The sequence below is a fragment of the Streptomyces sp. NPDC033178 genome (assembly GCF_055577685.1).
Window position 1 is genome coordinate 137,059 of sequence record NZ_JBVIPT010000015.1, and the last position, 17,593, is coordinate 154,651.

Here is a 17,593-nt window from a genome sequence, read left to right on the forward strand (position 1 = left end):
GCCGGTCCGAGCGCAGGGGCCCCGGCCGGGGCGAACCCGACCGGGGCGAACCCAGGACCGTGAAGTGAGTACCGTGGCCTCGTGGTTGATCGTGCTGCGGCCGACACCGCACCCTCGGTTGCCGGCGTTCGGGCTCATGGCCTTCTGTCTCCGAATACGCCGTCCCGACGGGGAGAACGCGGCACGACCGAAGTGAACCATTGACCCCGCGTGGTCCGCTATCTTCAGGCAATTTCCCTAATGTCGCACGCCGAGCGCAAACAGTATTCCATCACTGAATGGGTGTGGCATTGGTCACGGTTGACCACCCAATCGAAGCGCATTTAGCATCAGCGGAAATGAGCCACCGTGCGGGTGGTCGAATAGACAGAACCGTTCGCAATCGCCACTCCGCAAGTACCTCGCTCGACTCCATAGAACAGCGTTGACCAGGACGGACAGCCGCTCGCGCTTTACCCGATTTTCGCCGCGTTCTCTTCTCGTGAAGGGTAACCCGTGTTTTTACCCCGAATCGCAGTCAGTAATCATTCCGACGAAGAGACAAAACCTGCGCCTTTGTCACTGGCGCAGGAGCGTCTGTGGGTGATGGCACGCATGGACGGCGCCGCCAGCGCCGCCTACAACGAGCCGATGCCCTTCGATATCCGGGGTCCGCTGGACCGGGACCTGCTCATCAAGGCGCTGCATCTGCTCGCGGCCCGCCACGAGGCCCTGCGCACCCGGCTGGTCCCCTTCGAGGGTTCGGCTCTTCAAGTCGTCGATCCGCCGGACACGGGGTTCCCGGTGACCTTCGAGGATCTGACGGGACTGCCGGACGCGGCCGAACGATTCGCACGCATACGGTCGAAGGTGGAGAGCACCCCGTTCCGGCTGGGCGAGGAGCCCATGGTGCGCGGCTGCCTGATAGGGCTCCAACCGCACCATCACGTACTGGTCCTGACGGCGCATCACATCATCTTCGACGGCTGGTCCCGCTCCCTGCTGCTGAAAGAGCTGGGCGTGATGTACTCCGCGCTTCAGCAGGGGCAGGACGTCCCACTGCCCGAACTCACCTGGCAGTACAGGGACTACACGCGCTGGCAGTGGGAGTGGATGTCGGGAGACGAGCCCGCCTCGCACGCCGACTACTGGACCACCGCACTGGCCGACATCCCAGCCGTGATCTCCCTTCCCGCCGATCGGCCCCGCCCGCCCGAGCAAGGCTTCCACGGCGATCGGTTGCCCGTGACCGTCGACGAGGATCTGACGCGAGCCCTGCGCGCGCTGGCTGCAGACAACGATGTCTCCCTCTACGCGACCGTCCTCACGGGCTGGTCCGTGCTGCTGTCCCTGCTCTCCGGGCAGGACGACATCGTTGTCGGCGCCCCCACGTCGAACCGCCGACGCGGCGACGTCGAGGGCCTGATCGGTTTCTTCGTCAACACCCTCGCCCTGCGCGCTGACCTCTCCGGCTCACCCAGCGTCAAGGCTGCCCTGAAGCGGGTGAACCAGCGGATCCGTGACGCCCTCAAGCACGTCGATCTCCCCTTCGAACGAGTCGTCGAACTGGTCAACCCACCGCGGAGCCCCTCCTACACAGCCCTGTTCCAGACCATGTTCGCCTGGGTCCCCTCCATGCGGCAGGAACTCGAACTTCCGGGCCTGCAGGTCGAGTTACGGGAGGACGCCGCCCACGTACCCGCGAAGTTCGACATGGTCCTGGCTCTGGCCGACGAGGAGCGACACCTCACCGGGGAGATCGACTACGCGGTGGCGCTCTTCGACCGGGCGACGATCGAACGGCTCATATGTCAATTCCTGCGCGTGCTGCGGCTGATGACCGAGCGGCCCGACGCCGAGATCGCCGACCTGACGCTGCTCGACGAGGACGAGCAGCGGGCGCTCCTCGCCGACTTCAGCACAGGACCCCCCGTGGCCGGCCCGGCGTCGGCGGACGTACTGGAACGCTTCGCCGCGCAGGTCCGAGAACGCCCCGGGCAGTGTGCGGTGGTGGCCGACGACGCGGAGCTGGACTACGCGACACTCGACCGCCGGGCCAACCGTCTGGCCCATGCGCTGATCGCCCGCGGCGCCGGTCCCGACCGGGTGGTGGGCCTGCACGCCGGACGTACGACCGAACTCGTCATCGGCGTCCTCGGGATCCTCAAGTCCGGAGCCGCCTACCTCCCCCTCGACCCCGGCCAGCCCTCGGAGCGGCTCGGCGCCATGGTGAGCGACGCCGCACCGGTCCTCGTGCTGACCGACGAGAAGGACTCTGCGGGCGACCGCGGACGGCTGTGGGAGCACCTGGCGGAGGTGGAGGCAGAGGGGTCGCACGACGAGGCACCGGTCATCGACATGGACCGGACCCGGCTCGCGTACGTCATCCATACCTCGGGGTCGACCGGCCGCCCCAAGGGCGTGGCGGTGACGCACGGCAGCGTCGTCAATCTCTTCGACCACTGGCGCGAACTCATGGGGGACGCCCCCGGCGAGGCGGCCTCCGCCTGGTCGAGCATCGGCTTCGACGCGTCGGTGCACGAACTCCTCGTCCCGTTGGCCACCGGCGCCGTGCTCCACCTGGTTCCCGACGAACTCCGTGGAGACCCACGGGCGTTGCTGGACTGGATGCGCGAACGCAAGGTCACCCAGGCGTTCCTGCCTCCGTCCTATGTGCTGTGGATCGGCGAGGATCCGGCCGCGCGCCTGGCCGGATCGAGCCTGCGTCAACTCCTGACCGGAGTGGAATCCCTGCCGGAAAGCACCCTGCACCGCATGCGGGAGCTGCTGCCCGGCCTGCGCATCTGCTTCGGCTACGGCCCGACCGAGGCCACGCTCTACTCCACCGCCTACACCGACCCACAGCCGTACGAGCGGTCGTGTCCCATCGGGCGGCCACTGCGTGGCACCCGCCTGTACCTGCTCGACGAGCGCATGCGTCCGGTGCCCGTGGGGGTCCCCGGAGAGGTCTACCTCGGCGGAGCGAGTCTGGCCCGTGGATATCTGAACCGCCCCGACCTCACCGACGAACTCTTCGTGCCGGACCCGTTCGTCCCCGGTGGACGCCTTTACCGCACCGGTGACTTGGCTCGCTGGCTGCCGGACGGCAACGCCGAGTACGTCGGCCGCCGCGACGACCAGCTCAAGCTGCGCGGATTCCGTATCGAACCCGGCGAGGTCGAGGCGGCGCTGCTGGCGGTACCCGGAGTGCGGGAGGCCGTCGTCCTGGCCGACCGGGACTCCCCCGGCGGCCCCCGCCTGGTCGCCGGCGTGGGATGTGACGCCGGGGCCACGCGGCTGCCGTACGAGTGGCGTGCGGCCCTCAAGGACCGGCTGCCGGACTACATGATCCCCGCCGTGGTGGCCGAGTTCCCGCGGCTGCCGTTGAACCGCAGCGGCAAGGTGGACCGGACAGAGGTGCTGCGGGCCGCGGTGGGAACCCGCGCCGGGCAGGTCAACACGGCCGCGCCCCGCGACCATGTGGAGATGGCGCTGTACCGGGTCTGGCGCGGGGTGCTGCTGCACCCGGACATCGGTATCGGCGACAACTTCTTCGAGCTGGGCGGCACTTCGATATCGGCGATCAAGATGGCGTCCGCCGTCCAGGAGGAACTCGGCGTCGCCCTGCCCGTCCGGGACGTCATGCTGCACCCCACCATCGAGGCGCTCGCCGAGCGGGTGCGTGGCCACGCGGGCGACACCGCGCGGTCCGCGGAACCTGGCAACCTGGTCGAGTTCCGTGCGGGCGGCGGCCGGCAGCGTGTGGTGTGTGTGCATCCCGCCGGCGGCACCGCGTTCTGCTACCTGCCGCTGTCCGCCGAACTGGCCGACGACATCGGCGTGGTGGGACTTCAGGCACCCGGCATCAATCCCGGCGAGTCCACCCTGCCCGGTGTCGAGGCGATGGCCGAGGAGTACCTGCGGCTCGTCGCTCCCGGCACCGACGAGGCACTGGTGCTGTGCGGTCTCTCCTACGGCGGTCTCATCGCGTACGAGATGGGCCGCCGCCTGGTGGCGGCCGGGCACGAGAAGGTGAGCGTGGTCCTCCTCGACACCCACGGCGCCCAGGACGACGAGCAGCGCGCCGCGATCGCACCGGTCGGCATGGCGGAGTTCCGGGAGAAGCTGGTGCGCTTCAACGGCATGTACCCGGGTATCGACGACGACCAGGTGGCCCGGTACCTGAACGTCTACAACCACCACCGCGAGACAGGGCGCGACTACGCCGTACCCCGATCGCCCGCCCGTGTCGTGCTGATGCAGGCGACGGCCGTGGAGGACGAGGAAGCGGACGTCGAGAACGCCGCCGCTCGTCTACGCGCGTTCTGGCGGCATCGTGTCAGCGGCGAGTTCGTGGTCGAGCCGGTCGCCTGCGGTCACTGGGACATGCTGGAGAGCGACGAACTGCCCCGCGTCGCCGCCGTCCTCACCGCCGAACTGCACCGGCTGACCTCCGACCCCGGCCAGGGCGAGACGGAGTGCACCACACCTTCAGGCACGTCGGAGGCACGATGAAACCGCGCGTCGAAACGTCCCCCACCGACGTGGCGGAGGAGTTGAGCGCCTCGGCCGGGATAGCCCTTGAGATTCACCGCCGGGCTCTTCGCACACCACACGCCGAGGCAGTAGTCGACGGTGAAGTCGGCCTCGACTACGCGACGTTGAACACGGCAGCCGCCGGCGTCGCCCAGGATCTGGAGCGCCTGGGCGTCACCGCGGGGCAGGCCGTGGCGGTGGCGCTGCCGCGCTCATGGCGGCTGGTCTGCGTGATGCTGGGCATTCTGCGGCTGGGGGCGCAGGTCGTGCCCCTAGACACGCAGAGCCCCGCGGAGCGCCGTCACTTCATCCTCCGGGACTCCGCCGCGGTCGCCCTGGTGCACGACCTGGTGCACGAGACGGCCGAGAGCGTCACCGGGCTCCCCCAGCACGTGAAGGCGCTCGCCGCGGACACCCTTCTGCCCGAACTCCCGGACGCCGCAACTGCCGCGACCGCCGTCGCCGCCCTGGAGGCACCGTCAGCCCCCGGCGAGGTGTCCTTCCTGTTCTACACCTCCGGAACTACGGGGCAGCCCAAGGGAGTTGAGGTCCGTGACGCCGGGGTCCGGCGACTTGCACAGCCCGGCTACATCCGCTCCGAGCCCGGTCTGCGCTATGCCTGCCTGGCCAACCCGGCGTTCGACGCGCTGAGTTTCGAAGTCTGGGTGCCCCTGCTGACCGGTGGCTGCTGCGTCATCCTGAACGACGGGGACGTACGGACTCCCGAGCGGCTCGCCGCGACACTGCGGCACGAGAGGGTGGACACCCTCTTCGTCACCGCCGCGCTGTTCAACGCGGTGGTCACGGCCGTACCGGACTGCTTCGCCGCGGCCGGCGAGGTTCTGGTGGGCGGTGAGCAACTCGACGCCCGGACGATACGCCGCTGGTACCGCGACAACCCCGACAGCGGCACCCGGCTGCTCAACGGCTATGGACCGACGGAGGCCAGCACCTTCGCCCTGTGTCATCCGATCCCCCGGGACTTCGACGGGGCCGTGGTGCCGATCGGCCGGCCCCTGCCGCAGACCGGTGCCGTCCTGGTCGTGCCGGGCCAGGAACGGGTCGCCGCACCCGGTGAGGTCGCCGAACTCCTGCTGAGCGGACCCGGACTCGCCGCCGGATACCGCAACCTCCCCGAGGAGACCGAGCGGCGATTCGTGCGGCTGGCATGGCTGGACGGCGGCACAGAACGGCACTACCGCACCGGTGACCTCGTACGGGTCGACGACGAGGGCCTGGTGGAGTACGTCGGCCGAACCGACCGCCAGGTCAAGGTCCGTGGCTTCAGGATCGAGCCCGGCGAGGTGGAACGGCGCGTTCTCACCCACCCGGCGGTCCAACGGGCTCACGTATGCACACGCCGCGCGGGCCAGGAGGGGCCCAACGAACTGCTGGCCTTCGTCGTCCTCCGTCAGGAACTGCCCTACGAGGAGTTCGACAGCCACCTGGCGGCCCACCTGCCCGCCTACATGCGCCCCCACCACATTCATCTCGTGCCCGAGCTGCCGCTCAACGCCAACGGCAAGATCGACGAGGCCGCCCTGCTACGGCAGTCCGACCGGCCCTGGCGGCCCGCCTCCCTTGGCGCCGAGGGACCGGCCATGAAGGAGACGGAGCGGCGGGTCGTCGAACTGGCCGAGGAGATACTCGGCACCACCGGACTCGGGCTCGGCGACCGGTGGATCGCCAGCGGCGGTGACTCGTTGAAGGCGCTGCGGTTCTGCTTCGCCGTACGACAGAGATGGGGCCGCGAGCTGCCCCAGGCGGCCGTCCTGCACGGCGACTTTGCCGCCGTCGCCCGGTCGGTCGCCACGGTCCGTCCCGGCGAGGAGCCTGCCTTGCCGGCACCGGTGGTCTCGGGTGCCCGCTCGGCACCCGCCACCAGCGAACAACAGCGGCTGTGGCTGCTGCAGCGCCGTACCCCGGACTCCCGGGCCTACTCCGTCAACCAGGTCTTCCGCGTGGACGGACCCGTCGACACCGCAGGCCTCCGGCGAGCGCTGCGCGGCCTGGTGACACGCCACGACGCGCTGCGGACGAGCTTCGGCCCCGGGCCGGACGGCCTGGAGCAGACCGTCGGCGAGCCGTACGATCCCTGGCACGAACCGGGTCCCCAGCACGCCTGGGACGAGGAAGAAGCGCACGCCTTCGCCGACTCATTCTTCGCCGAGCCCTTCGACCTCGCCGTCCCCCGCATGCTCCGGGCCTGCTGGCTGCCGCGTGACGACGGCGGCACGCTCTTGCTCCACCTGCACCACATCGCCGTGGACGGCTGGTCGTTGAGCGTCCTGCTGCACGACCTGTCGACGGCGTACGCCGAAAGCGGCCCGACCGCGGAACCCGCTCCGACGCCACTGGACTTCGCCGTCTGGCAGAGCGACCGGTTCGCGAGCCCGGCCTACCAGGCGCAGCGCGATGAACTCCTCGCGTTCTACCGGGGTTTGGAGGAGCCCCTGGAGCCGCTGGATCCACTGCTCGCCCAAGACGTGGAGGGACCGGCACCGCGGGCGCACCTGCTGCACACGTCGCTCGACGTCGTTCGGCAGGCCCAAGTGGACCAGCTGTCCGCCGAGTTCGGACTGACCCGGTTCCAGGTCCTGCTGAGCGTGTTCTCCTGGTGCCTGTACGGCGTGACCGGCCTGGTCCGCCCGCGCGTCGCCGCCCCGGTCGCCGGCCGCCCGGTGCGCGAGTTCGAGAACAGCACGGGCATGATGGCGAACACCGTGCTGCTGCCCCTGACCGTCGCGCCCGGTGAGGACCTGCGCTCGCATCTCGCCCGTACCGGGGCCGACACAGGGCGGGTACTGGGATGCCAGGACGTGGCGCTCACGGACGTCCTGACCGGCTGGGAGGGCGTCGGCGACAGCACGCCGTTCGACTTTCTGTTCGTCCTGGAGAACACCGACTTCGGGGCGCTGCGGCTGCCCGGCTGCGTCCAGCGCCCCCTGTGGTGGGCGGCGCCGGAGGCCAAGTGCCCGATGACGGTCTCCGTGGTCGAGCACGCGGACGGACTCGACGTGCTGTGGGAGTACGCCGAGGACCGGTTCACCGGCGAGGACGTCGAGGCGATGGCGGAGCTGTTCCGGCGTGGCGTGGACGCGCTCGCGGCCGGTGGCCGCTCCAGCGCCCGGGAGCTGGTCCTGCCGTACCGGCGTTCCCTTCCGGAGCACGGGCGCGGACCCGCCCCGGAACCCGGCTTCACCACGATCGCGGAAGGCTTCGGACGGCAGGTCGCCCGCACTCCGCACGCCCCGGCCGTCGTCACGGCCGACGGCGTCACGCTGAGCTACGCGGCCCTTGACGCCCAGGCCGCGGCACTCGCCACGGAACTGGCCGGCCGTTACCCGATCCCGGCCGACGGCAGCCCCTGCCGGGCGGCCCTGTACCTGGATCCCTCCGTCGCGCACGTGGTGGCACTGCTGGCGCTGGCACGGCTGAACGTCACCGCCGTGCCCCTCGACCCCTCCTACCCGTCCGACGTGCTGCGCCGCGTCCTGGAACAGATCGACCCGCTGTGCGTCCTGGCCACGCAGGACGGCTCGACGACGCTGGACACACTGCTCCCGGACGGTGTGGTGCGCCACCTCGTCGTACCACCCGTCGAGAGCGACGGCACGAGCCCCTCGTACGACGGGCACACGTACGACCGACGCCCGGACCACGTGCCGACACACGACGGCGCCCGCCCCCTGTACACCCTGTTCACCTCCGGATCCACCGGCGTCCCCAAGGGCGTGCAGATCCACGACCGCACCCTGTGCGACCTGATCAGGTGGCAGTCCGGTCCCGGCGGCCTGACCGCCCCCGCGGCCACCCAGCAGTTCTCGATGCTGGCGTTCGACGTGTCCTTCCAGGAGATCTTCGGGACGCTGTGCACGGGTGGCAGCCTCCAGCTCATTCGTCCCGAGTGGCGTCAGGACGTGCCCGCGCTCCTGGACCGGCTGGACTCCGCGGGCACCGAGCGGATCTTCATGCCCTATGTGGCCCTGCATCTGCTCGCCGAGTACGCCGTCCGCCTCAACAGGTATCCCTCCCGGCTGCGCGAAGTCGTCACCGCGGGCGAGCAGTTGGTGTGCACGGACAGCATCCGGCGCTGGTTCTCCGGACTCCCCGGCGCGCGTCTGTTCAACCACTACGGGCCGACCGAGACCCATGTGGTGAGCGCCCTGTGTCTGGACGGAGATCCTCGGCAGTGGCCCGAGCGGCCCGCCGTCGGACGCCCGGTGGCCGGCGCCGATCTGCGTGTGGTGGACGCCCAGGGCGACCCGGTCCCGGCCGGGCGCACCGGCGAGCTGCTGATCGGCGGCACCATGACCACCCGCTGCTACCTCGACGAACCCGCACCGGACGACACCCGCTTCGTCGAACTCCCCGGCACGGGCCTGTTCTACCGCAGCGGTGACCGGGCGTTCTTCGACCGCGAGGGCCTGCTGCACTACGCGGGCCGCGACGACCAGCAGATCAAACTGAGCGGGCACCGGCTCGAACTCGGCTCCGTCGAGGCGGCCCTGCTGCGCCATCCGGCGGTGGTCAACGCCGCCGTCACACGTGACGGGGAGCAGCTGACGGCCGGTCTGGAGATCCGTGGCGAAACGCCGTCCGCCGACGAGCTGACCGCGCATCTGTCCGGCCTGCTGCCCTCCTACGTACGTGTGGACCGCTTCCGCAAGTTCGAGAGACTGCCCCGCACGCCCAGCGGCAAGCTGGACCGGCAGTCGGTCGTCCGGGCACCGGGAGAAGAGATACGTCGTTCCGCGATCACCCGCACGGGGCTGTCGGCCGAGGAGGAGCGTCTCACCGCTGCCTTCGAGGAGGTCACCGGGTCGGTGATCGCACCGGACCAGACCTTCTTCGAGGCCGGCGCCTCCAGCCTCGCCCTGATGCGCTTCCACCTGCGCTGCACCACGGCACTCGGTCTGCGCTTCAGCGTCGCGGACCTGTTCGAGCACGTCACCGTCCGCGCCCTGGCCCGCCACCTCACCGCCCCGCCGCCGCTCACCCCCTCGCTCACTGCTCCGCGACCGCTCACCCGCTCGGCCGCGGAGCACGACGGGCCCCCCGAACCCGGCGAGCCGATCGCGGTCGTCGGCATGGCGGTACGGGTGCCGGGCGCCCCGGACCTGGCCGCCTTCTGGGAGCTGGTGGTCTCCGGCGGCACCGGAATCCGCCGTGTCGACGCGCCGGAAGGAGTCGTCGGCGCGCACAGCACGCTCGACGGCATGCTCGGCTTCGACCCGGGCCACTTCGGCATCAGCCCCCAAGAGGCACGTCTGATGGACCCCCAGCAGCGTCACCTGCTGATGGCCGGCGTGCAGGCCCTGGCGCACGCCGGAGTCGCGGACACCTCGGCCACCCGGGTGGGCATGGTGGCCGGAGCGGGCGAGAACACCTACTTCCAGTCCCTGCTGCGCGAGGCCGACCCCGAACGGCTGCCTGACGGCTTCCAGCTCGCCCTCCACCACGAGAAGGACTTCCTGGCCACCAAGGTGGCGTACCACCTCGGACTGACCGGCCCCGTCTTCAGCGCCCAGACGGCCTGCTCCAGCTCTCTGGTCGCCGTGCACCTCTCCGCCGGTCTGCTCCGGCAGGGCGAGGCCGACGTGATGCTCGCCGGAGGAGTACTCATCGACCCCGGGCTGACCGGCGGCTACCGCTACCGCCCGCAGCACATCTTCTCCGCGGACGGCGACTGCCGGCCCTTCAGCGACGACGCCACCGGCACGGTCGGCGCGAGCGGCGTCGGCGTCGTGGTCCTCAAGACGCTGCGGCGGGCACGGCGCGACGGCGACACCGTCTACGCACTCGTCACCGGCTCCGCGATCAACAACGACGGTGCGGCGAAGATGAGTTACACCGCGCCGTCCCTCGCCGGACAGCGGGAGGTGATCCGGACCGCCCTGTCCCGCGCCGGACGCACGGGCGCCGACCTCGGCTACGTGGAGGCACACGGCACCGGCACCCGGCTGGGCGACCCGATCGAAGTGGGAGCGCTTCGGCAGGCATTCGACGTGGGTGAGTCCGGCCGCTGCGCTCTCAGCTCCGTCAAGAGCCAGCTCGGCCACATGGGCGCCGCCGCCGGTGTGGTGGGCCTCGTACGCGCGGTGCTCGCCGTGCACCACGGGACACTCCCGCCCAACCTCAACTTCCGTGCCTTCAACCCGGAGATCGGCCCCGATCCCGCTCCCTTCTACGTCCCGGCCGAGGCCACGCCCTGGCCCGAGGGACGCGAACGGGTGGCCGCGGTCAGCAGCTTCGGGATCGGCGGCACCAACGCCCACGTCATCGTGGAGCAGGACACCGCGCCCGGACCGGTGGCGACCCGCGAGGTACCCGCATGCCTGGTGCTGTCGGCCGCCACGGCGAACGCCCTCGCCGCCGACGCCGCGCGGATCGCCGACTACCTCCAACTCCACCCGGAGCGTTACGAGTTCGTGCTGCGCCATCTCCAGGCCGGGCGGGTCGCTCGCCGCTTGCGGGCCGCGGCACCTGTGGCGGACGCCGCCGCGGCCGGGCGCTGGCTGCGCGCGGTGGCCGCGGGAGCTGTGCCGCCCGGTACCGCGGACCCGGACGCCGTAACGGTCTCCGCGGCCGGTCGCACGGCCCACGACCTCGCCGAGGACTGGGCCTCCGGACGCCCGGTCGACTGGGAGGCGGGCACCGCTCCGGCGCCCTGGGACTTCCCTCCCCCGTCCTTCTCCCTCACGGAGCACGACTTCGACCGGCTCCCCGGAAAGCCTCGCGAGGTCCCGGCCGCCACACCCCGCCGGCTTCCCCGGGAGAACTGGCTGCACCAGCCGCACTGGGTCCGGCTGCGCCGTGCCGCCGTCGCGGACACCGGCGTGCCGGCCGGCCGCGCGTCCACCGTGGTCGTCGTAGCCTCCGAGAACACCCCGCGGACAGCGCTCACGCCCTTCGAGGCGGTGGCGTCGCGGGTGATACGGGTGCACCCGGCCGGCGCCTTCGCCCGTGGAGGACCGAGCGCCTACGCCGTGGACCCCGCCGATCCGGCGTCTCTGCGCCGGCTGCTCGAGGCGCTGTCCGAGGACGGCGTCCCCGCCTCCGCCGACACGGAGTGGGTGCACGCCCTGCCCCTCGACGTGACGGGGCCGGTCGGTCCCGGCACCCTGGAACACGCCCGGCACACCTGCCTGGACAGCACGGCGGCCCTGGCCCAGGCCCTTGCCGGGCGAAACGGCTCCCCCCGTGTGTGGTGGCTGTCGTACGGCGCCCGGCCTGTGACCGGCACAGTGGACAGACCCGAACTGGCACTCCTCGCCGGGCCCGTCGAGGTCGCCCATCAGGAGTCCGCCCTGAACGGACACTGGCTCGACCTCCCCGACGGGGACCTCACCCGCTGGGCCTGGCACGTGGCCTCGGTCATCGCCGGAACACGCGAGACCGGTCATCCCGACGGACCGGATCTGCCGCGACAGCTCGCGCTGCGGCAGGGTTACTGGTGGCGGCAGGGCACCACACCCGTACCGGAACCGGAGGAGACGCGGTCCCTCGTACCGGCCGGAGCGGACACCGTCCACCTGGTGCTCGGCGGCACGGGCGGCATCGGCCGCGCCATCGCCGCCTGGCTGCTCGAACACACCCGCGGTCGCATCCTGTTGCTGTCGAGAAACCCGCGGCTGCCCAAGGAGTTGAACAGATGGGCCCACCGCATCGGCCTCGTCCCGGCGGATCTCGCGACCATGCCCGTCCACGAGGTGGCGGCGGCCGTCGCCGGCCACACGGCACGGCTGGACGGCGTCATCCACGCGGCCGGTCTCGGGCACGGCGGGCTGCTCGTACGACGTGACGCCACCGCGATGCGTGACGCCGCCGCGGTCCGCGAGAGGGGCGCGCTCGTCGTCGAGCACCTGATCGGAGCCTTCCGCCCGGAGATCGCGGTCTACTGCTCCTCGATGTCCGCCCTGCTCGGCGGTGTCGGCCAGAGCGACTACGCGGCCGGCGCGAGCCTCCTCGACGGCTTCGCCCACCACCTGGCCGCCGAGACGGAGACGACCGTCCGGATCGGCATCGACTGGGACATCTGGAGCGAGACCGGAATGGCGACCCGGGTCCTGACCCCGGACAGCCGCCATCAGGCCCACCTCGCGGTCGGCCTGACCGTCGAGGAGGGCAAGGCCGTCTTCGCACATGCCCTGGCCCTGCAACTGCCTCAACTCCTCGTGTCCACCACCGACATCGATGTCTCCCGGGCCTTCTACGCTCCGACCGGGATCGCGGCCCCGCCGTCGCGTTCCGGACCGGTGCACCCGACGGGCGGAGAGGAGGAAGCCCTCGTCGTAGGCTCCGACGCCGACGGTTCCGGAGAGCAGGCGGACACCATGGCCCGGGTGATCCAGGATCTGCTGGGCGTGGACGAACTGGACCCCGAGGACTCCCTCTACGACCTGGGCGCCGACTCGCTGACCCTGATCAGCCTGATCGCCCGGATCGAGGATGACTACGGCATCGAGTTCGACCTGGCCTCCTTCAGCCACCGCGTCAGCCTCACGGAGATCCTGAAACACATCGAGGCGGCCCTCACCACCGCAGAGCCCACCTCCGAGGCCACCACCGAGGCGGCCGGGGGCACCTCCCGGGTCGTCCTCGACATCTGGCAGGAGGGAACCGGTTCGGCCGTCCTGTGCCTGGTGCATCCCGTGGGCGGAGACGTCCAGGCCTACCGCTCCCTGGTGGCAGCGCTCGGCCCCGCGCCGACGGTGTGCCTCATCGCCGACCCGGCACTCCGCGACACCGGGATGCCCACGTGGTCACTGACCGAGCAGGCCCATCACTACGACGCCGAGCTACGTCAGCGCTTCGGCGGACCGGACCACCGGCTTCACCTGGCCGGATGGTCCTACGGCGCCCGTGTGGCGATGGAGATGGCGGGCCTGGCCGAGTCGGCCGGATGGCCGCTGGAGTCGCTCCACCTGCTGGATCCGCCACCGCCCGAGGCAAAAGTGCTGGTCGCCGCCTACGACGAGGCCCACCTGGACAGGGTGTTCGCCGCCGAACTCGGCGCCGGCGCCTCCTCGTTGCCGACCGAGCACGCACAGGCGTACGCCGAGAGGCTGGCCCGCTGCTGCCGCGCGAACCTGCGCAGCCTCGAGGAACACCGCGTACGGCCGCTCGTCTTCGTCCCCACGTATCTGTGGCTGGCCGAACACCCCACGGCGGGCATGCCCACCCCCGCGGACCCTCAGGAGCCGGACCGGCAGTGGAACACCTGCCTGCCTCCGTCCGCCGTACGCAGGTATCTGCCCACGGACCACTACGGCATCCTCGCGGCACCCCACGTGGACACGGTGGCCGAAACCATCAGGGCGACGCTGGCGTCCCCGGGTGCCGGTGCCCGCGGCATCGCCGACCTGTAAACCCCGCCCCGCCTCTGGAGGTTGACATGGAGTCGTACGAACTCGAAGCGCTGGAAGCGGTGACCACTCGTCCCGCGTACCCCTACCGCACGCTCACCGTCGAGCGGATCACTCCCGTTCTGGGAGCGGAAGTCTCAGGCGTCGACCTGTCGCAGGAGATCCTGGCAGAGCAACTGGAAGAGATCCGGGCCGCCTTCCGCGACCACCACGTCCTCGTCTTCCGCGATCAGACGATCACCGCCGAGCATCACAGGCGCTTCGCCGCCGCCTTCGGCGAACTGCGCCCCGTCAACCCGCCGCCGCCCGAGGGCGATCCCTACATCCTGGAGATCCGCACGACGTCGGCCGCGGCGAACGTGGCGGGCAACGGCTGGCACGCGGACGGCACCGCCGACGCCGAACCGTCCCTGGGATCGATGCTCTACATCACCGAGACCCCCGAGCCGGGATGCGGCGGGGACACCCTCTTCGCCAACATGCACCTCGCCTACGCCATGCTCTCGCCGGCGATGCGTGCCCTGCTGGACCCGCTGACCGCGATACACGACGGAGCGCAGGCTCTGGCGGGATACGCGCTGCCCGCGGACTACGTCATCCCCAAGAGCGAACACCCCCTCGTCGCCCGGCACCCCGAGACCGACCGCAAACTGCTGTACGTCAACAAGGCCTACACCAGCCGTATCCCGCAGCTCTCCCCCGACGAGAGCCGGGCCCTGCTCGACGTGCTCTTCGACATCATCGCCCGCCGGCCGGTCCTGCACTGCCGCGTCCGCTGGACCCCGGGCACGCTCGTCTTCTGGGACAACCGGTGCGTCCAGCACCACGCGACGTACGACTACTACCCCTACGCCCGCTACGGCCAGCGCATCGCCATCAACGGCGGCCCCATCAAAGGCTGATGTTCTGAAGGGGCCCGGCGTCGTGCACGGCCCTCGCTCGGTCCCGCGCACGACGCCGCACCGCGCTGCGTGAGGTCTTGCAGTAGTTGGCGTCCAGGAAAACGTAGGGAAAGACCGTGTGGTCCAGGGGCCGTCCCTATATCCGCGGTGTGGGGCCGGAGCCGCCCGGCGAACGGAGGTGAGCCGTTCGCCGGGCGGTCCGGGTCAGGCGCAGCCGGCGGGAGTCGGCCGCGACACGTCGTTGATCAGTGCCTCGTGGGCCGCCTTGACCCGTGACACGTCGGGCTTGACGACCTTGCGGTCGTAGGTGATCAGCCCGTTGAGCTCGCCCTCGACGTCCGCGATCTGGGTGTAGACCGCGCCGTTGCCGCCCTTGCAGGCCAGGGCGTGCACCTCGGCGAGCTTGGTGAGGTAGTCGTCGGTGTACGTGGCCGGGTCGACGTCTACGTAGGACTGCTGGACCGACCAGGCGTGTCCGGGTACGGCCAGGCCGAGGCCGCCGTACTCGCCCATGACCAGGGCCCGTTTGCCGTCCGGGCGCGGTGGCAGTGCGGGGCTCGGGTAGCCGTGCTCGTCCATGATGTCGCCGGTACCGCCGTCCGCGCCGAGGTTGAGGCCCGACTGGTTGTTGACCAGGCGGGTCGGGTCCCAGGCCTTGGCCTGTGTGGCGATGCGGCCCACGTCGTACTGGCCCCACCCTTCGTTGAAGGTGACCCACATGACGATGGACGGGCTGCTGATGTGCTCGTCGATCATCTGCTTCATTTCGAGCTCGTACTCGGCGCGGGCCGCGGTGGACGGGTTGACGCCCGCCGTCATGGACGGCATGTCCTGCCACACCAGCAGGCCGAGCCGGTCGGCCCAGTAGAACCAGCGGTCGGGTTCGACCTTGATGTGCTTGCGGACCGAGTTGAAGCCCATCGCCTTGTGCATCTTCAGGTCATAGGCCAGGGCCTTGTCGCTGGGGGCGGTGTGCAGGCCGTCGGGCCAGAACCCCTGGTCGAGGGTGGCCATCATGAAGACCGGTTTGCCGTTGAGGACGGTTCGCGGGGTTCCGTTCACGTTCTCGACGGCGATGGACCGCATGCCGAAGTAGCTGTTGACACGGTCGGTGCCGACGCTGACCTTCAGGTCGTACAGGAACGGGTCGTCGGGCGACCACAGCCGGGGTTTCTTCATCTTCAGGGTGAGCGGGCTTCCGGTGCGGCCGGTGACGGTGGCGACCTTCCGCTTGCCGTCGTACGCGGTCGCGGTGACGGCGAGTCCGGGGCGTACGCCCTGGGGCTCGACGGTCAGGGTGCCCGTGCCCACGTCCGGAGTGAGCTTCAGCGAGTCGACGTGGTCGGTGGCGACGGGCTCCATCCACACGGTCTGCCAGATACCGGAGGACGGGGTGTACCAGATGCCACTGGGGTCGAGGCGCTGCTTGCCGACGGGCGGGTTCTCGCCGTCCGCGGAGTCGGTCGGGTCGTAGACGCCGACGATCAGCTCCTGGATGCGGCCGGGCTTGAGGGCGTCGGTGACGTCGGCGCTGAACTTGTCGTAGCCGCCCTTGTGTTCGGCGACCTTGGTGCCGTTGACGTAGACCTCGGAGCGCCAGTCGACCGCGCCGAAGTTGAGCCGCAGGCGCTTGGCGGAGCCGATCCTCCAGTCGGACGGGACGGTGAAGGTGCGCCGGTACCACATCCGGTCCTCGTGCCGCTCGATGCCCGACAGCTGGGACTCGACGGGATACGGGACGAGGATCTTCTCGGCGAGTTTCCGGCCGACCGGGGGCTGCTCGCCCGCCTTCGCCGCGGCGAACTGCCAGCTGCCGTTGAGGTTCTTCCAGTCGCCGCGGGTGAGCTGCGGCCTGGGGTACTCGCGGTGGGCGTTGGCCGGGGTGACCTTCTCGCCCCACGGAGTGCTCAGCTGGTAGGTGGATTTGTTGGCGCCGCTGCTCCAGAAGGCCTTGACAACGTTGCCGTCCGTGCCGGAGAGGCCGCCCGATCCGTCGTAGCGCACATCGGCGGCGCCACGCGCGGTGCCGGTCTTGTTGCCGACCACGGGTTCCTTCAGCGCGACCAGCAGCGATCTCGGGTTGGCCGGATCCAGTCGCGCCCGGCCCAGCGGCCAGGTGGCTCCGCCGATCACGGCGTCCAGGTGGTCGGTGAGACCGGCCGGGGCGGCCGCGAGTGTCTGGGCGAAGTCGAGCCGCAGGCTGCGGCCGTCCTTGAGGACCGTGGCGGCGATGGCCCCGTTGTAGTCGTAGCCCTCGGGCAGCAGGAAGGCCGACTGCGGGACGGCGGTCTTGGTGCCGCCGGGCGGCGTCCAGCGCACATGGAGGTTGGAGCCCCCGTAGTGCTCGAAGTACTCGATCTTGATGTCGTAGGCCTTGCCGGCGGTCAACTCGACCGGGGCAGCGGTCTGTTCGCGGTCCCAGTCGTCGACCCAGTGGTCGATGACGGGTTTCCCGTCCACCCAGAGTCGGAAGCCGTTGTCTCCGATGATCGAGAAGGTGGTGGGACCGGTTTTCTCCGGCACGATCCGGCCGGTCCAGCGGACGGAGACGTCGTCCGACCGTCCGGTCGCCGAACGGAGACGGGGTTCCAGGTTGTCGAAGTCGAGTTGCGGGTCGAATCCGGTGGCTTTGAGTTCGTGGAAGTCGAAGGCGCCGGGGGCGGACTGGGTGTAGTACTCACCCTTGAGGCCGTGGATCTCGGGATCCTCCGCGGCCGTCGCGGCAGGTGCTGCGGCCAGTCCCGCGGCACCCAGCACTGCTGCGACGAGCAGGGCGAGGCTGTGTGTGAACGGTCTGATGCGCACGAA

At 70.5% G+C, this 17,593-nt stretch carries 4 protein-coding genes; 3 read left to right on the plus strand and 1 reads right to left on the minus strand.

Annotated features, from left to right (window positions below; all coding sequences use genetic code 11):
• Nucleotides 1–495 precede the first annotated feature (495 nt).
• The 3 genes from ACZ5VQ_RS32900 to ACZ5VQ_RS32910 are packed head-to-tail and all read left to right on the plus strand — an operon-like array spanning nucleotide 496 to nucleotide 14,785.
• Nucleotides 496–4,494, plus strand: a complete 3,999-nt coding sequence (locus ACZ5VQ_RS32900) for a non-ribosomal peptide synthetase (RefSeq protein WP_469108123.1) — start codon at nucleotides 496–498, stop codon at nucleotides 4,492–4,494.
• Nucleotides 4,491–13,886, plus strand: a complete 9,396-nt coding sequence (locus tag ACZ5VQ_RS32905) for an amino acid adenylation domain-containing protein (RefSeq protein ID WP_469108124.1) — start codon at nucleotides 4,491–4,493, stop codon at nucleotides 13,884–13,886. Before ACZ5VQ_RS32900 ends, ACZ5VQ_RS32905 begins: the two co-directional genes overlap by 4 nt.
• A 26-nt stretch (nucleotides 13,887–13,912) precedes the next feature.
• The gene (locus ACZ5VQ_RS32910; RefSeq protein WP_469108125.1) at nucleotides 13,913–14,785 is read left to right on the plus strand and encodes a TauD/TfdA dioxygenase family protein; all 873 of its coding nucleotides are present in this window, start codon (nucleotides 13,913–13,915) and stop codon (nucleotides 14,783–14,785) included.
• Between the two features lie 204 nt (nucleotides 14,786–14,989).
• Here ACZ5VQ_RS32910 and ACZ5VQ_RS32915 read toward each other — a convergent pair whose 3' ends face one another.
• Nucleotides 14,990–17,590: a PA14 domain-containing protein gene (locus tag ACZ5VQ_RS32915; protein ID WP_469108126.1), complete on the minus strand. Its 2,601-nt coding sequence runs from the start codon at nucleotides 17,588–17,590 to the stop codon at nucleotides 14,990–14,992.
• Between the last annotated feature and the right edge of the window lie 3 nt (nucleotides 17,591–17,593).

Excerpts from the sequence above, each read along its gene's own strand:
- ACZ5VQ_RS32905 (WP_469108124.1), top strand. The coding sequence starts at position 4,491 with ATGAAACCGCGCGTCGAAACGTCCCCCACCGACGTGGCGGAGGAGTTG.
- ACZ5VQ_RS32910 (WP_469108125.1), top strand. The coding sequence starts at position 13,913 with ATGGAGTCGTACGAACTCGAAGCGCTGGAAGCGGTGACCACTCGTCCC.